Source organism: Embleya sp. NPDC050493, from assembly GCF_044458105.1.
Classification (GTDB): Bacteria; Actinomycetota; Actinomycetes; order Streptomycetales; family Streptomycetaceae; genus Embleya.
Genome location: NZ_JBITHP010000012.1, coordinates 1 through 16,683 on the forward strand (window position 1 = coordinate 1; position 16,683 = coordinate 16,683).

At 72.1% G+C, this 16,683-nt stretch carries 11 protein-coding genes; 8 read left to right on the forward strand and 3 right to left on the reverse strand.

Features of this window, described 5'->3' with window-relative positions:
* Positions 1–123: 123 nt before the first annotated feature.
* On the reverse strand, positions 124–1,425 hold the full coding sequence (locus ACIBM5_RS23050) for a mannosyltransferase family protein (RefSeq protein ID WP_396008548.1): 1,302 nt from the start codon (positions 1,423–1,425) through the stop codon (positions 124–126).
* Positions 1,426–1,735: 310 nt separating this feature from the next.
* Here ACIBM5_RS23050 and ruvC point away from each other — a divergent pair, with 310 nt between their 5' ends.
* From ruvC to ACIBM5_RS23090, 8 genes are all read left to right on the forward strand, one after another.
* On the forward strand, positions 1,736–2,284 hold the full coding sequence (gene ruvC, locus ACIBM5_RS23055; protein ID WP_391587573.1) for a crossover junction endodeoxyribonuclease RuvC: 549 nt from the start codon (positions 1,736–1,738) through the stop codon (positions 2,282–2,284).
* Positions 2,285–2,381: 97 nt separating this feature from the next.
* Positions 2,382–2,990, forward strand: a complete 609-nt coding sequence (gene ruvA, locus ACIBM5_RS23060) for a Holliday junction branch migration protein RuvA (protein ID WP_396008549.1) — start codon at positions 2,382–2,384, stop codon at positions 2,988–2,990.
* A 100-nt stretch (positions 2,991–3,090) separates the two neighbouring features.
* Positions 3,091–4,179, forward strand: coding sequence for a Holliday junction branch migration DNA helicase RuvB (gene ruvB / locus ACIBM5_RS23065; protein WP_391587571.1), 1,089 nt, complete (start codon positions 3,091–3,093; stop codon positions 4,177–4,179).
* Positions 4,180–4,329: 150 nt separating this feature from the next.
* A complete protein-coding gene (gene yajC / locus ACIBM5_RS23070; protein WP_396008550.1) occupies positions 4,330–4,797 on the forward strand; it encodes a preprotein translocase subunit YajC in 468 nt (155 codons plus the stop codon).
* Between the two features lie 174 nt (positions 4,798–4,971).
* Entirely contained in the window at positions 4,972–6,738 is a 1,767-nt protein-coding gene (secD, locus tag ACIBM5_RS23075; protein WP_396008551.1) for a protein translocase subunit SecD, read from the forward strand.
* Positions 6,738–7,901, forward strand: a complete 1,164-nt coding sequence (gene secF, locus ACIBM5_RS23080; RefSeq protein ID WP_391587568.1) for a protein translocase subunit SecF — start codon at positions 6,738–6,740, stop codon at positions 7,899–7,901. Before secD ends, secF begins: the two co-directional genes overlap by 1 nt.
* On the forward strand, positions 7,901–8,458 hold the full coding sequence (locus ACIBM5_RS23085) for an adenine phosphoribosyltransferase (protein ID WP_396008552.1): 558 nt from the start codon (positions 7,901–7,903) through the stop codon (positions 8,456–8,458). The genes secF and ACIBM5_RS23085 overlap by 1 nt, the downstream gene beginning before the upstream one ends.
* Positions 8,459–8,579: 121 nt before the next feature.
* Positions 8,580–11,423, forward strand: coding sequence for a RelA/SpoT family protein (locus ACIBM5_RS23090; RefSeq protein WP_396008553.1), 2,844 nt, complete (start codon positions 8,580–8,582; stop codon positions 11,421–11,423).
* Positions 11,424–11,705: 282 nt separating this feature from the next.
* Here the strand turns inward: ACIBM5_RS23090 and ACIBM5_RS23095 are convergent, their stop codons facing one another.
* Both ACIBM5_RS23095 and ACIBM5_RS23100 read right to left on the reverse strand, forming a co-directional pair.
* Complete coding sequence (locus ACIBM5_RS23095) at positions 11,706–14,588, reverse strand: protein kinase (RefSeq protein WP_396008554.1); 2,883 nt, start codon at positions 14,586–14,588, stop codon at positions 11,706–11,708.
* An 804-nt stretch (positions 14,589–15,392) separates the two neighbouring features.
* Positions 15,393–16,622 (reverse strand): DUF349 domain-containing protein, encoded by a 1,230-nt coding sequence (locus tag ACIBM5_RS23100; RefSeq protein ID WP_396008555.1) that lies wholly within the window; start codon positions 16,620–16,622, stop codon positions 15,393–15,395.
* Positions 16,623–16,683 lie beyond the last annotated feature (61 nt).

Genomic DNA, 16,683 nt, shown 5'->3' on the forward strand with positions numbered 1-16,683 from the left:
CGGTCCCCGGACATGACCCTCAGATTCCTCGGCTGCCCTCCTACCCCTATGGCGGCGTGCGCCGCGGCGGCGGGGGCCCCGCCCCAACCCCCCCCCCCCCCCCACGCGCGTTCGGCCCCCCGCCTACGGGTTGGTGTTTATCACGTACAGCAGGAAGCCCACGTACCACCCGGCGAACGCCGCCCCCGCGACCAGCACCGAGACCACCACGCCGCGCGGCCACTTGGCCATCAGCCGGGCCAGCGGGAGCACGATGGTGAAGGCCGGCAGCATGAAGCGCGGCTTGGAGTGGAAGAACCAGCCGTTGCTCGTGGTCAGCGCCAGGAACATCACCACGCCGCCGTACACGTGCACTGCCAGCGGGATCCGGCGGTCCCGCAGGGACCAGATCATCAGGGCCACGGACAGGATGATCACGAACGTGCAGACCACGTAGATCGGCCGACCCAGGTGGGTGAGGTACCTGGCCATCCACTGGACGGTGCTTATGCCCCAGTCGAACCGCAGGTTGAAGGCCTTGTCCTGGATCCACACCCACCCGTCGGGGCGCCCGGCCAGCCAGCCCACCCAGGCGATGAAGCCCACGCACGCCAGCGGCGAGACCAGCGTGGCCAGCACCGGGCGGCGGGCCTCCGGGGCCAGCAGCCCGACCCGGGTGCCGTCCTCGCGGCGGCCCAGCACGATCGCCAGCGCGGCCACGCCCATGGCCGCGACCAGGCCGAACGCGGTGTTCCGGGTCAGGCCCGCGAACAGGCACAGGGCGCAGGCCAGGGTCCACTGGCGGCGAACCAGGGCCAGCAGGCCCCAGGACGCGAAGGCCACGAACAGCGCCTCGGAGTAGACCATGGTGAGCACCATCGAGCCCGGCGCCACGCCCCACAGGAGCGCGAACAGGGTGGCCACCTCGTGGTTGCCGGTGAGTTCGCGCCCCAGCGCGTACAGCCCCCAGGCCGCGACCACGCCGGCCAGCACGGTGACGACCATGCCGGCGTTGAGCGCGGACAGGCCGGTCACGTCGCCGACGAGGCGGACCGCCCAGGGGTAGCCGGGAAAGAACTCGACGTTGGTCCAGTACGGCTTGCCGGCCGGCGAGACCGGGATCTTGTCGACGTAGCCGAAGTCCGCGATGTCGCGGAACCAGACGCCGTCCCACGAGCCGACCATGGACCAGAACGGCTTCCCGGTCGCCAGCGCCATCACGCCGAGCACCGCGAGGTTGATCGCGCGCGCGATCAGGTAGCCGAGTACCGCGGTGCGGGCCGGGCGGAAGGAGGCGCTCGCGCGGTGCGCGAAGTCGACGACGCCGGCCCGCAGGCGGTTGGGGAGAGCGTCGGCGAAGGCGCCGTCGGCGGGCGCCGGCATCCTGATCGCACCCTTCTCGGCGGCCGGCGGGGTCTCGGCGACCGGCATGGACGGCGACGGCATGAAAACCTTCCGGGCGGCGAGCGAGGGCAGTCTCCAACCGACCCTAGCGTCGCCTGTGCGGGCTCCCGCGCGGCGACCGGGCCGCTTGGGCAACGATCGTCACAGGGCTGTCATCGGGGTGTTATCGACCGGGACAAGCGTACGTGTCGCTCGAACGAGTGATCACGGAGTGGCGGTACCCGGGGGATCGGCGCGACTGCACTAGGGTTTGCTCGGGCGAACAGGTGTTCGCATCGGGTGGTGCTCGGCGCGCATGCCGGCCGCCGGCCCGGCGACGCCGAGCGGACGAGCGGGACGAGAGGGGCGCGGCATGCGGGTCTTGGGGGTCGACCCCGGTCTGACCCGATGCGGCGTCGGCGTGGTCGACGGCGCGGTCGGCAAGCCGCTGCGGATGATCGAGGCGGGCGTGGTGCGCACCCCGGCCGAGGCGGCCATCGACGCCCGGCTGCTGGGCATCGAGCAGGGCATCGAGGAGTGGCTGGACCGGCACCGGCCGGACTGCGTCGCGGTCGAGCGGGTGTTCAGCCAGCACAACGTGAGCACGGTGATGGGCACCGCACAGGCATCGGCCGTGGCGATCGTGTGCGCCGCGCGGCGCGGCCTGCCGGTGACGCTGCACACGCCGAGCGAGGTCAAGGCCGCGGTGACCGGGAGCGGGCGCGCGGACAAGGCCCAGATCGGCGCGATGGTGACCCGTATCCTGCGTCTGGACGGCCCGCCGAAACCGGCGGACGCCGCCGACGCGGTCGCGCTGGCGATCTGTCACATCTGGCGCGGCGGCGCCTCCGACCGGCTCGCGGCGGCGGTGGCCGCGGCGCGCACCCCCGCCGTGCGGCTGCCGCGCGGCACCCGCCGATGACCGGATCCGCCCGCCGGCCGCCTTCGACGACCGGGCCCGGCAGGGCCGACGTCCGGGCCACCGGCCCCCGTACCACCGACCAGGCAGGAGCACTCGGGTGATCGCGTTCGTCTCCGGAACCGTGGCCGGTCTCGGCCCGGACACCGCCGTCGTCGAGGTCGGCGGGGTCGGCCTGGCCGTGCAGTGCACGCCCACCACGCTGGCCACGCTGCGCGTGGGGGTGGCGGCCCGACTGGCCACGTCGCTGGTGGTGCGGGAGGACTCGCTCACCCTGTTCGGCTTCGCCGACGACGACGAGAAGCGCACCTTCGAGGTGTTGCAGACCGCCAACGGGGTGGGGCCGAAGCTGGCCCTGGCGATGCTCGCCGTGTACAGCCCCGACGTGCTGCGCGCCGCAGTCGCGGGCAAGGACGCCAAGGCGCTCACCGCCGTTCCGGGGATCGGCCCCAAGGGTGCGCAGAAGCTGCTCTTGGACCTCAAGAACAAGCTCGGCGCGCCCACCGGCGCGGGCGGCGCGCTCGGCGTCGGCGCCCCGGTGAGCGCGGGCTGGCGCGATCAGCTGCACGCCGCGCTGGTCGGCCTGGGCTATGCCACACGCGAGGCGGACGACGCGGTCGCCGCGGTGACCGCCGAGGCGGAGGCCGCGGCCACGCCCGACATCGGCGCACTGCTCAAGGCGGCGCTGCGCGGCCTGAACCGCAGATGAACCGGCGCGGGCGACCCGTCGCCCGGCGCGGCACCACCGTGTCGCCCGGGTCGGGCAGGATGAGCGCAGGCCGCACGAACACGACCATGGGCGGAACACGATGACGCAGGACGGCGAACGCCTGGTGACCGCCGCGGCGGACGGCGAGGACCAGGCCGTCGAGGCCGCGCTGCGGCCGAAGAACCTCGACGAGTTCATCGGCCAGGAGCGGGTGCGCGAGCAACTGTCCCTGGTGTTGACCGCGGCGCTGGGCCGCGGCGGCACCGCCGATCACGTGCTGTTGTCCGGTCCGCCCGGGCTCGGCAAGACCACGCTGTCGATGATCATCGCGGCCGAGATGGGCGTGCCGATCCGGATCACCTCCGGCCCGGCCATCCAGCACGCCGGCGACCTGGCCGCGATCTTGTCCTCGCTGTCCGAGGGCGAGGTGCTCTTCCTCGACGAGATCCACCGGATGTCGCGGCCCGCCGAGGAGATGTTGTACATGGCGATGGAGGACTTCCGGGTCGACATCATCGTCGGCAAGGGCCCCGGCGCCACCGCGATCCCGCTCGACCTGCCGCCGTTCACCCTGGTGGGCGCGACCACCCGGGCCGGCTTGTTGCCGCCGCCGCTGCGCGACCGGTTCGGCTTCACCGGCCACATGGACTTCTACGCGCCCGCCGAACTCGAACGGGTGCTGAACCGCTCGGCACGGCTGCTCGACGTCGAGCTGTCCGCGGAGGGCGGCGCCGAGATCGCCGGCCGCTCGCGCGGCACGCCCCGGATCGCCAACCGGCTGCTGCGCCGGGTCCGCGACTACGCGCAGGTCCGCGCGAACGGCAAGGTCGATCGGGACATCGCCGCCCGCGCGCTGGACGTGTACGAGGTGGACGCGCTGGGCCTGGACCGGCTGGACCGGGCCGTCCTGCAGGCGCTGACCACACTGTTCGGCGGCGGTCCGGTGGGCCTGTCCACGCTGGCCGTGGCGGTCGGCGAGGAGACCGAGACGGTCGAGGAGGTCGCCGAACCGTTCCTGGTCCGCAGCGGTTTCCTGGCCCGCACCCCGCGCGGTCGGGTGGCCACCGCGAAGGCCTGGCTGCATCTGGGGCTGAACCCGCCACAGGGGGCGCTGCCGGGGCAGCACGGTGCACAACAGAGCGTGTTGTTCGACAACGGGGCCGTGACCGGTAAGGATGCAACCGAGTGAGGCCGGTGCGTGTCGGGAACGCACGCGGTCGGTAGTCGTTGTTCCTGTAGTAAGTACCCGTCTAGACTCCGCCGAGGCTGCCGCACCGTGGCCGGCCGAGTGTCACCGTCCGGGCCGCCGAGCGGCCTTGGGAAGGAATCGTTTCAAGCCGTGGACCCGCTTACCCTCCTCCTGCCAGTAATCATCGTCGTGGTGTTCTACTTCCTGATCATCAAGCCCGGGAAGGCACGCCAGCGACAGGCCATGGAAACGCAGAACTCGCTGGTCCCGGGCGCCGAGGTCCGCACGATCGCGGGGCTGTATGCGACGGTCACCGAGGTGGAGGACGATTCCGTCATCCTTGAGGTCGCGCCCGATGTGCACTGCCGCTTCGTCAAGAGCGCCATCGCCGCCGTCCTGTCCTCCGGTGACGACGCCGACGAGGAGCACGACGACGAGCACGAGCACGAAGACGACGCCGAGGCCGGCGACGACGTCGTGAAGCTCGACAAGAAGCCCGAGGCCGTCGAGGACTCCGCGGCCGAGGACAGCAAGACCGTGGACGTCACCAAGACCGAGGGCGCGAGCAAGGCGTCCGAGGCCGGCGACCGGCTGCGCAAGGACGACAAGCAGGACTAGTTCGGCTCGTGGTGGTGCGGTGGTCCTCGGACCACCGCAGAGCAATACAGTCATGTGACCGGGGGTGACACCCCGGATACGACAGCGTCCGGCATCCTGCCGGGCGCCGTGCCGTGCCAGGCGGACGTGGCCAAGGCCCGTCCGCGGCGGCATCGAGAGGGAGATTGGGCGAAGGTGGCAGCACCGAAATCGAGTTCCCGAGGGCACCCGGGACGGGTCCTGGCCTTCATCGGGGTCGTGATCGTCGCGCTGTACGCGATCATGTTCTCGACCGGGGACAAGACCCCACGTCTGGGCATCGACCTCGCGGGCGGCACCAGTGTCACGCTCACCGCCAAGGCCGACCAGGGCCGCAACGGTGCGGTCAACAAGTCGAACATGCAGACCGCGGTGGAGATCATCCGCCAGCGCGTCAACGCGTTCGGTGTGTCCGAGGCGGAGGTGCAGACCGAGGGCGACCGCAACATCGTCATCAGCATCCCCAAGGGCAAGAACGAGAAGGAGACGGCGGAGCAGGTCGGTCAGACCGCGAAGCTGTTCTTCCGCCCCGTTCTGGAGGCCACGGCATTCACCCCCCAGGGTGGGACCAAGCTGCCGCTGACTCCGCCGTCGACGCCGCCCGCGAGCACCCCGCCGGCAAGCACGCCGCCCGCGAGCACGCCGCCCGCGGCCGAGTCGGGCAAGCCGCAGGGTCGGGTCATCCCGAACCTGAAGGACGCGTCCGGCGCCCCGACCCCGCCGCCGTCCACGCCGCCCGCGAGCACCCCGCCCGCCACGCCTCCGGCGAGCACCCCGCCGGCCGGAGCCGACGCGAACGGCATCACGCCCGAGCTGCGCGCGAAGTACGCCAACCTGGACTGCTCCCTCCCGGAGAACCGCGGCCTCGGCCCGGTGCCGGCCCCGGAGGACCAGCCGACCGTGGCATGCAGCCGCGATCAGGGCGAGGGCGAGGAGAAGTACATCCTCGGCCCGGTGCTGATCCCCGGCACGGACGTGGACTCCTCGAAGGCGCAGCTGCCGCAGAACGGCAGCGTCGGCGGCTGGGAAGTCGAGCTGAAGTTCACCGACGCGGGCACCAACAAGTTCACCCGGATCACCGGTGACCTGGCGGCGGGCAAGTACCCGACCAACCGCTTCGCGATCGACCTGGACGGTGTGGTCGTCTCCGCGCCGTCGGTGAAGGCGGAGATCCCCGGCGGCAGCGCCGTGATCTCGGGCAACTTCACCCGCAGCTCGGCCAAGGACCTGGAGAACGTGCTCAAGTACGGCGCGCTCCCGCTGTCCTTCACCAAGAGCGACGTGACCACGGTGTCCGCGTCGCTGGGCGGTGACCAGCTCCGGGGCGGTCTGATCGCGGGTGCGATCGGCATCGTCCTGGTCATCCTGTACTCGCTGTTCTACTACCGGGGCCTCGGCCTGGTGAGCATCGCGAGTCTGGCGGTCTCGGCGGCCCTGACCTACGCCATCATGTGTCTGCTCGGCCGAAGTATCGGCTTCGCACTCAACCTGCCGGCGGTGTGTGGCGCGATCGCCGCGATCGGTATCACGGTGGACTCGTTCATCGTGTACTTCGAGCGGATCCGGGACGAGATCCGCGAGGGTCGCACGTTGCGACCCGCCGTGCAGAAGGCGTGGCCCCGGGCCCGGCGCACCATCCTGGTGTCCGACGCGGTGTCGTTCCTGGCCGCCGCGGTGCTGTACGTCGTCTCGGTCGGCAAGGTCCAGGGCTTCGCGTTCACCCTCGGCCTGACCACGCTGCTCGACGTCGTGGTGGTGTTCCTGTTCACCAAGCCGCTCATGACGATCCTCGCCAAGCGCAAGTTCTTCGCGGACGGCCACAAGTGGTCCGGTCTCGATCCCGAAGCGCTCGGTGCCAATCAGCGCCAGTCGTACCGCAGCCGTCGCCCGCGTGGGCGCGCTGCCGGCGTCAAGGAGGCGTGATGAGTCGCTTCGGTGACATCAAGAACATCGGCGTCCGGCTGCACCACGGCGACGTCTCGTTCGACTTCGTCGGCCGCAAGAAGTTGTGGTACTCGATCTCCGCACTGATCCTGCTGCTCGCGGTCGGCGGTCTGCTCGGCCGCGGGCTGCACCAGGGCATCGAGTTCAAGGGCGGTTCGGTCTACACGATCGAGCACACCTCGGCCTCGCAGAACGACGCCCGCAAGGCGGTGGAGCCGTTCACCGACGGCACCGACGCCATAGTGCAGAAGGTCGGCGGCGACGGCCTGCGGATCCAGATCGCGGAGTCGGACGCGGACAAGACCAAGGAGGTCTCGGCGGCCATCGCCAAGGACCTCAAGGTCGCGCCGGACAAGGTCAACACGCAGGTGGTCGGTCCCAGCTGGGGCAAGGAGATCTCCAAGAAGGCCCTGCAGGGCCTGGTGATCTTCATGATCCTGGTGGTGATCTACCTCACCTTCGCCTTCGAGTGGCGGATGGCCGTGGCGGCGCTGGTCGCGCTGATCCACGACATCGTGATCACCATCGGTGTGTACGCGCTGGTGGGCTTCGAGGTGACGCCGGGCACGGTGATCGGTCTGCTGACGATTCTCGGTTACTCCCTGTACGACACCGTCGTGGTGTTCGACACGGTCAAGGAGAACGCCAAGAACATCACCAAGCAGACCAAGCTCACCTACAGCGAAGCGGCCAACGCGGGTCTGAACCAGACCCTGGTGCGGTCGATCAACACCACGGTCGTCGCGCTGCTGCCGGTGGCGTCGCTGCTGTTCGTCGGTGGCGGTCTGCTCGGTGCGGGCATGCTCAAGGACATCGCGCTGTCGCTGTTCGTGGGTCTGGCCGCCGGTGCGTTCTCGTCGATCTTCATCGCCACGCCGATCCTGGCGGACCTCAAGGAGCGGTCGCCGGAGATGCGGCAGCTGGCGAAGAAGGTGGCCCAGCGCCGGGCGGCCGAGGCGAAGGCGGCCCAGGCCGCCGAGGCCTCCGGGATTCCCGCGGATCGGGCCGAGGGCCACCCGGACGTGGACGAGGCCGGCGAGTCGGACGACGACGAGACCGTCCCCGCGCAGGGCGGTGCGCCGCGTGCGGGCGCCTCGCGCGGTCGGGCGCGCACTCGTCCCGGCGGCAAGAGGAAGCGTTGATGGCCGACGAGGTGATGCCGGACGAGGAGCTGCACAAGCTCCTGGAGAGCCGGATCCGGGACGTGCCGGACTGGCCGCAGCCGGGCGTGGTGTTCAAGGACATCTCCCCGCTGCTGGCCGATCCGGTCGCGTTCGCGGCCCTGGTCGACGCGCTGGCCGAGCGCTGTGCGGGTCGGGTGGACAAGGTGGTCGGGATCGAGGCCCGAGGCTTCATCCTGGCCGCGCCGGTGGCCTACCGGGCGCGGGCCGGATTCGTTCCGGTGCGCAAGGCGGGCAAGCTGCCGTGCGCGACGTTCGCGCAGTCCTACGAGCTGGAGTACGGCTCGGCCACACTGGAGGTGCACCAGGACGCGTTCGAGCCCGGTGACCGGGTGCTCGTGATCGACGACGTGCTCGCCACCGGCGGGACCGTCGAGGCCACGATCGACCTGGTCAGACGGGCCGGCGCGGAGGTGGTGGGGGTCGAGGTGCTGCTCGAACTCGGCTTCCTGAACGGCCGGGCGCGGCTCGCGCCGGTGCTGCCGGAAGGCACGCTGGAGTCGTTCATCGTCGTGTGACACGCCGCCGAAGGCGTGTCGACGGAGGCCGGAGGCGCCCCTGCCGGGGGAGCCTTCGGCCTTCGCCGTTGCGGCGGCTGCCGTTCCGGATGGCCGAGTCGTGAGGGCGTGGGTCAGTACGATGGAAGTTCCGTCATCTGTGGGAGGAGTTCCCTTGCCGGACGAGGTCGCGCCCGTCGCGTCGTCCTCGGGGGATGCCGTCGAACACGCGGCTCCCTCGGACGACGCCACACGTGCCACACCGGGCCCCTCGGGCCATCCTCCGGTGGGCGCCGGAGGAGCCGACGAGGCGGTGACACGTGCCCGGCCCGACGCCGAGCCCGCGGAGCCGGTGGCGACGCCGGCGGACGCTCCCGGGCAGGCCCCCGCCGAGCGCCCGGCCGCGGCCGGACCGAGCACCGCCGAGCCGGCCGCCGCCGAGTCGAAGAGCGCCGAGTCGGCGGGTGTCGAGCCGAAGGACGCCGGGTCCGGCGGCGCGCGCGGGAGCGAGGCACAGGCCGCGGCGTCCTCCGAGGACAGCGCCGACGGGCCGCGCGGCAGCGACGGCCACAGCGGCCCCGCCGCCGGTGCGGCCGGGCCCGAGGCCAGGGGACCCAGACCGGCCGCGAAGGCGGCGCCGAGCCCCGCGGGCGCCTCGCGCGGCGGCGGCACCGAGCGCTCGCGCTCGCTGCGGGTGGACGGCCCCAGCCGGGTCCGCGCGCGGCTGGCCAGGCTGGGCGTACAGCGCAACAGCGTGTACAACCCGGTCCTGGAGCCGCTGCTGCGAGTGGTCCGGGTCAACGACCCCAAGGCCGACCTGCGCCAGATCGAGCGGGCGTACACCACCGCCGAGCGCTGGCACCGCGGCCAGCGGCGCAAGAGCGGCGACCCGTACATCACCCACCCGCTCGCCGTCGCCACCATCCTGGCCGAGCTCGGGATGGACCCGCCGACGCTGATGGCCGGGCTGCTGCACGACACCGTCGAGGACACCGACTACGGGCTCGACGCGCTGCGCCGCGACTTCGGCGACACCGTGGCGATGCTCGTGGACGGCGTGACCAAGCTGGACAAGGTCAAGTTCGGCGAGGCCGCACAGGCCGAGACCGTGCGCAAGATGGTCATCGCGATGGCCAAGGACCCGCGGGTCCTGGTGATCAAGCTCGCCGACCGGCTGCACAACATGCGCACCATGCGCTACCTCAAGCGGGAGAAGCAGGAGCGCAAGGCCCGCGAAACGCTGGAGATCTACGCCCCGCTCGCGCACCGCCTGGGCATGAACACGATCAAGTGGGAGCTGGAGGACCTGGCGTTCGCCATCCTCTACCCCAAGATGTACGACGAGATCGTGCGCCTGGTCGCCGAGCGGGCACCCAAGCGGGACGAATACCTGGCCCTGGTCACCGACCAGGTGCAGGGCGACCTGCGCTCGGCGCGGATCAAGGCCACGGTCACCGGGCGGCCGAAGCACTACTACTCGGTCTACCAGAAGATGATCGTGCGCGGCCGCGAGTTCACCGAGATCTACGACCTGGTGGGCATCCGGGTCCTGGTCGACTCGGTCCGCGACTGCTACGCGGCGCTGGGCACCATCCACGCGCGCTGGAATCCGGTGCCGGGGCGGTTCAAGGACTACATCGCGATGCCCAAGTTCAACATGTACCAGTCGCTGCACACGACGGTGATCGGCCCCGAGGGCAAGCCGGTCGAGTTGCAGATCCGCACCTTCGACATGCACCGCCGGGCCGAGTACGGCATCGCCGCGCACTGGAAGTACAAGGCCGAGGCGGTCGGCGCCAAGGGCGCCGCGAAGACCGACACCAAGCCCGCGCGCAAGGGCGAGAACCCGGCCAACGACATGGCCTGGCTGCGCCAGCTCCTGGACTGGCAGCGGGAGACCGAGGACCCGGGCGAGTTCCTGGAATCGCTGCGCTTCGACCTCTCCAGCCAGGAGGTCTTCGTCTTCACGCCCAAGGGCGACGTGATAGCGCTGCCGGCCGGCTCGACCCCGGTCGACTTCGCCTACGCGGTGCACACCGAGGTCGGACACCGCACGATCGGGGCCCGGGTCAACGGGCGGCTGGTCCCGCTGGAGAGCCGGCTGGACAACGGCGACCTGGTCGAGGTGTTCACCTCCAAGAGCGAGACCGCGGCGCCCAGCCACGACTGGCTCGGCTTCGTCAAGTCGCCGCGGGCCCGCAACAAGATCCGCCAGTGGTTCTCCAAGGAGCGCCGCGAGGAGGCGATCGAGCAGGGCAAGGAGGGCCTGACCCGGGCCATGCGCAAGCAGGGCCTGCCCTTGCAGCGGCTGATGTCCGGCGGCGGCGACACCCTGGTCACCCTCGCGCACGAGCTGCGCTACCCGGACATCTCGTCGCTGTACGCGGCGATCGGGGAGGGGCACGTCTCGGCACAGACCATCGTGCAGCGCCTGGTCGAGTCGCTCGGCGGCGAGGAGGGCGCCTCGGAGGACCTCGCCGAGGCCACCCGGCCCACCACGACCCGCCGCCGGCCGCGCTCGACCGGGAACCCCGGGGTCGTGGTCAAGGGCGTCGACGACATCTGGGTCAAGTTGTCCCGCTGCTGCACGCCGGTGCCGGGCGATCCGATCATCGGTTTCGTCACCCGGGGCAACGGCGTCTCGGTGCACCGGCAGGACTGCGGCAACGTCGAGTCGTTGTCCCAGCAGTCCGAGCGGATCGTCGACGTCGAGTGGGCGCCGACCGCGTCCTCGGTGTTCCTGGTCGCCATAGAGGTGCAGGCGCTGGATCGTTCGCGGTTGTTGTCGGACATCACCCGGGTGCTCTCCGACCAGCACGTGAACATCCTGTCCGCGTCGGTGGCCACGACCCGGGACCGGGTCGCGGTGAGCCGGTTCACCTTCGAGATGGGCGACCCGAAGCACCTGGGGCACGTGCTCAAGGCGGTGCGCGGGGTCGAGGGCGTGTTCGACGCGTATCGGGTGACCAGCGGGCGGCAGCAGTAGGCGGGTCGCCACGCGGAGGGCTCGGTGCGCACCCGCACACGGGGCGGCGGCGAAAGCACCGAACACCGCACCGGCCAGGGCCGCGCACGGTGACTGTCTGTCCGAGGGCGCACGCGCGCACACGAGGCGGCGTGGCCGAGAAGGTCATGCCGGCCGGCAAGCGTCGGCCCGCACACGCGCACACGGGGCGGCGCCGGAAGTGATCCCGGCGCCGCCCCGTGCCTGTCGTGGTCGCTCGGCCGCGTTCGGTCGGGTCGAGCGTGTTCGGCGCGTTCGGCGTGTTCAGTCGCGGGGGCCGCGCCAGACGGTCATCGAGACCTTCCAGTATTGGCTGGGGCCCGAGGTGGACGGGATCTCGTTGATCCGGACAGTGCCGACCAGCCCGTTCTTGGTGTCCTTGGTGCAGATCACCGAGCCCACCTTGAGGTAGGTGAACGGCAGTTGGTTGTTGGTCGCGTACCGGGTCTCGCCCAGGCAGGTCTGGAAGTCGCTGGGCTGCCCCGGGTCGAGCAGCACCATCTCCTTGCCCTGGATGTAGTTGCCGTCGTTGTAGAAGAACAGGACGCCCGCCGTGTCCTGGCTGCTGCATCCGCCCTTCCACGTGGTGGTGTAGCTCAGGCCGACGCAGTAGCCGTTGGGTACGTCCAACTGCCGCTCGAACAACACGCCGCCCTCGGCCACGCCGCCGGCGGTGGCGATCGCGGTCGCGCTCTCGCCGGGGCGGGCCGCGATCGACGGCGCGCCGGTGGAGGTGGAGGTGGAGGTCGGGGCGCCGGTGCGTTTGGCACTCGTGGTGGCGGACGGGGTCGGCGTGGCGCCGGTGGGAGCGTTCGGGCTCGGGGTCTGCGACTGGGATCCGGTCTTCGCGGCGGGGGACTTGTCCTCGTCCTTGTTGCGCAGGCCGATCGCCAGGCCCGCGCCGGCGGCGGCCAGGACCAGCACGGTGACCGCCGCGATCAGCGCGCGGCGCTTGCGGCGGCGGCCCACGGTCGGGTCCTTGGGCGGACTGGGCGGTTGCTCGTTGACCCGGCGGGTGACCTCGGCGACCAGGGTCGGCGGCAGCCAGCCCTCGCCGATCTGGAGCCGGGTGCCCTCGGAGGCGACCCGACACAGCTCGATCACCTCGTGCGGGGTCGGACGCCGCTCCGGGTCCTTGTCCAGGCAGCGTCGTACCACCGGCAGCAACTGCGCGGGTACGGCGGACAGTTCGGGTTCCTGATGGACCACGCGGTAGAGCACCGAGCTGTCCGTGCCCTCGCCGAACGCGGACATCCCGGTGGCCGCGTAGGTGGCCAGCGAGCCGAGTGCGAAGACGTCGGTGGCGGGCTTGGAGGGCAGGCCCCGGGCCTGCTCGGGGGCCATGAACGCGGGAGTCCCGATGCTCATCCCGGTCCGGGTGAGCGGCGTGGCGTCGGCGGCCCGGGCGATGCCGAAGTCGATTACGCGCGGGCCGTCGGCGGCCAGGATCACGTTGGACGGCTTGAGGTCGCGGTGGATCACACCCGCCTGGTGCACCGACTGGAGCGCCTCGGCGACGCCGGCCATCAACACCAGAACGGTCTCCGCGGGCAGCGGACCGTGCCGGTAGACGGCGTCGTAGAGGGACGGGCCCGGGACGTAGGCGGTGGCCAGCCACGGCTGCGCGGCTTCCGCGTCGGTGTCGATCACCGGGGCGGTGTACAGGCCCTGGACGCGCTGGGCGGCGGCCACCTCCTGGCGAAAGCGCCGGCGGAACTCGGGGTCGTCGGCGAACTCGCCCCGGATCACCTTGATCGCGACGGGCCGACCACCGGGCGTGTAGGAGAGATACACCCGCCCCATCCCGCCCGAGCCCAGCCGGGCCCGGAGCAGGTAGCCGCCCACGGTGCGCGGGTCGTCGCCTTCCAGCGGCGCGAGCACGGCCCGGTCGGGGCCGTCCCAGGAGGGCACGACGGGGGCGCTGCCGGCTTCGCGCGCGACGGCGGAGGAGCGCCGGTCGGAGGGCCGCTCCACGACGGGCGGCTGCACGGTGGCGGGCTCCCCGGCGGCGGGGGCCTGGCGGTGGGCGGCCAGGTTGGGATTGGGCTGGGTGGGCTCGACGGCGGGCCGGTGGAGCGGGGCGATGGGTTCGTCGGGCGCGGATGTGGATGCGGATGCGGATGTGGGCGGGGGCGTGGGGGCGGTGTGCGGGTCGGGGGTGGACTGGGCCTGGGTGGGGGCGGCGGTGGTTTCGTCCGACGCGGAGGCGGGAGCGGATGCGGCCGGGGGCGTCGGGGCGGTGATCGGCGCCGGTGCCGGGGTGGGCCGGGCGGGTTCGGGGGAGGTGGAGGGGCCGGGGGGTGATTCGCTCTGGAGCGCTTCGAGGATCGGGGCGACGGTGGTTTCGTCGGATGCGGACGTGGATGCCTGCGGGGGCGTCGGGGTTGTGGTCGAGTCCGAGGCGGGCGGCTGGGTGGGTTCGGGGGAAGTGCCGGGTTCGGCGGGGGAGTTGCTTTGGGGCCCCTCGTTGCTCGGCGCGCCGGTGGTTTCGCCGGACGTGGACGTGGGTGCGTGCGGGGCCGGGGGCGTCTCGGTGGCGGCTCCGGCGGGGGCCGGTGGTTTCGGCGGGGAGGCCGGCGCGGGTGGCGCTGCGGGCGTCGGGTCGGCCGCCGGTGCGGTGGCGGCGGGAGTCGTGCTCGGCTGCTCGGGGGGCGGAGCGGTGGGCCTGACGGGGGCCGCTTCGGCCGGAGGTGTGGTGGGCGGCGTCGGCGGAGCCTGGGGCGGCGGCGGCGGGGGCGTGTCGGGAGCGGCGGCCGAGGGCGGCGTCGCGGGCGCGGCCGGGTAGACCGGAGGCGGCGGCGTGTTCGGGGCCGGCGGCCGGCCGATCGACGGGGCGGCGCTCGGCCGAGGCGGCGGCGGGGGCGAGGACGGCGCGACGGGGGCGGCCTCGGGAGCCGAGCCGGCCAGATGGGCCGCGGCCACCTCGCGCCACTTGGCCTCCCAGCCGGTGGGGACCGCGCCGCAGGCGGACACGATCGCCATCGTGACGGTGAGCGAGGGCAACATCGCCCCGGACAGCGCCGCCGCCAGCACCGTCTCGTCGATGCCTGCGCGCCGGGCCAGTTCGGCGGCCGGCACCTCGCCCGCCGCGTCCCGGATCGCTCTCAGTGCGGCGGCGAATTCGATCAGCGGATCTGGCTGAGACATGGGTGCTCCCCCGTACCTGTTTCCTGAACCGGTGGTGATTGCGGGTCACATGATGATGGATCGCATGGCTCGAAAGCACCTCGGCCACGAAACCGGAAGCAACCCGTAGCCATCACCTGCCGGCACCGAACCCCCGCGACCCGCGGCCCCGTTCGGTCGCCCCGAACACACTCGCGAGCACCGACGCCGGAATACACGCCCGCCCCGAACTCCCAAGTGCCGGGAACTGTACGCCTCGCCGCCCACCCACGGCGGCACCGAACGCACGACGGACACCACACACCCACCACTCGCCCACCTCGCACGGCGGTGTCGCGCCAGCCCGCACCCCGCGTCCGCCCCAACCTCGCACTCTCCGGCCGCCCTTGCCCGCCCGTCCCCCGCCCCCACATCCGCGCCCGCCACCCGCCCGCGGCGTGTGTCCGCCCGTTTCGTACTCACCGTCGGCCTGCCACCGGGATCGCGCGTCCGTGCCAACTTCGCGCCGGCCGGGTGCCTTTGCCTGCCTGCCGCGTGCCCCTCCCGCCGCGCCCACCCGTCTCGCGTTCGGCGGGCCGCATGGTGTCCGTCCGTCTCGTGCCTGCCGCCGGCCCGGGTCTGGCGTCGTGCGTCCGCCCCGGCCTCACGCCCTCCGGCTGTCCTCGCGTGCCTGCCTGCGTCCGCCGGTGGTTTCGACGGCTTCGCCGGGCGCACGTGGGCGAGTGGCGTGTGCGGGCGTGGGAAAACGGGCGGACCCGGGTCGGCAGTTGCCGGCCCGGGTCCGCCCGTACCTTGTGTTCGCCGCCGCGCGGATGCGCGGTTCGCTCAGCCGGAGAACTCCTGCAGGGCCTTGTTCGCCTCGGCCAGCCACTCCGCGCGCGCCGCGATCGATTCCTCGGCCTCGCGGAGCTTGCGCTCGTTCCCGGCCGCCCGGGCCTTCTCCGCCTGCTGGGTCAGCTTGTCGATGGACGCCTGGATCTGGTCCACCGCGGCCTGCGCCCGCGCCCGAGCCTCCGGGTTGGTGCGCTTCCACAGCTCTTCCTCGGCCTCGCGGATCGCCCGCTCGACGCTCTGCAGGCGGGCCTCCATCTTCGGCCGGGCATCGCGCGGGACGTGGCCAATGGCCTCCCAGCGATCGTTGATCGAGCGCAGCGCGGCCCGCGCCGCCTTGACGTCCGTCACCGGGACGATCGTCTCGGCCTCGACGAGCAGCAGCTCCTTCGCGGCCTGGTTCTCCCGCTGCTCGGAGTCGCGCTCGGCGAACACCTCGCTGCGCGCCGCGAAGAACACGTCCTGCGCGGCCCGGAAGCGCTGCCACAGCTCTTCCTCGACGTCGCGCTGGGCCCGACCGGCGGCCTTCCAGTCGTTCATCAGGTCGCGGTAGCGCGCCGCGGTGTCGGTCCACTCGGTGGACGTCGACAGTGCCTCGGCCGCCTCGACCAGCTTCTCCTTGACGCGCTTGGCGCTGTCGCGCTGCCCGTCCAGCTCCGCGAAGTGCGCCTTGCGGCGCTTGGCGAAGTTGGACCGGGCCTGCGAGAACCGGTGCCACAGCTCGTCGTCGGCCTTGCGGTCCAGCCGCGGCACGGCCTTCCACGCGTCCACCAGCGCGCGCAGCCGCTCGCCGGCCGGACGCCAGTCCGTGCTCTGGCCCAGCTGCTCGGCCTCGGCGACGATGCGCTCCTTGGCGCCCTGCGCCTCCTCCTGCGCCTTGGCGCGGGTGGCCTTGCGCTCCTCGCGCTTGGAATCCACCACGGTCACCAGCGCGTCCAAACGCTTGACGAGCGATTCCAGATCGCCGACCGCGTTCGCGTCGACGATGCTCGCGCGCAGGCGCTCGATCGCGTGGTGGGCGTCCTTGGGAGCGAGGTCGGTGGTCCGTACCCGCCGCGCGAGCAACTCCACCTCGACGGCGAGCCCCTCGTACTTGCGCCGGAAGTAGGCCAGGGCCTCGTCCGGGGAACCCGCCTGCCACGAACCGACGGAGCGCTCACCGTCCGCCGTCTTGACAAAGACGTTTCCCTGCTCGTCCACGCGGCCCCACGGGTCGCTGCTCACAGCGGCCTCCTTCGATGCTGAATGCGGCGCACTTTACACAGGACCCCGGGGCGCGGGCCGG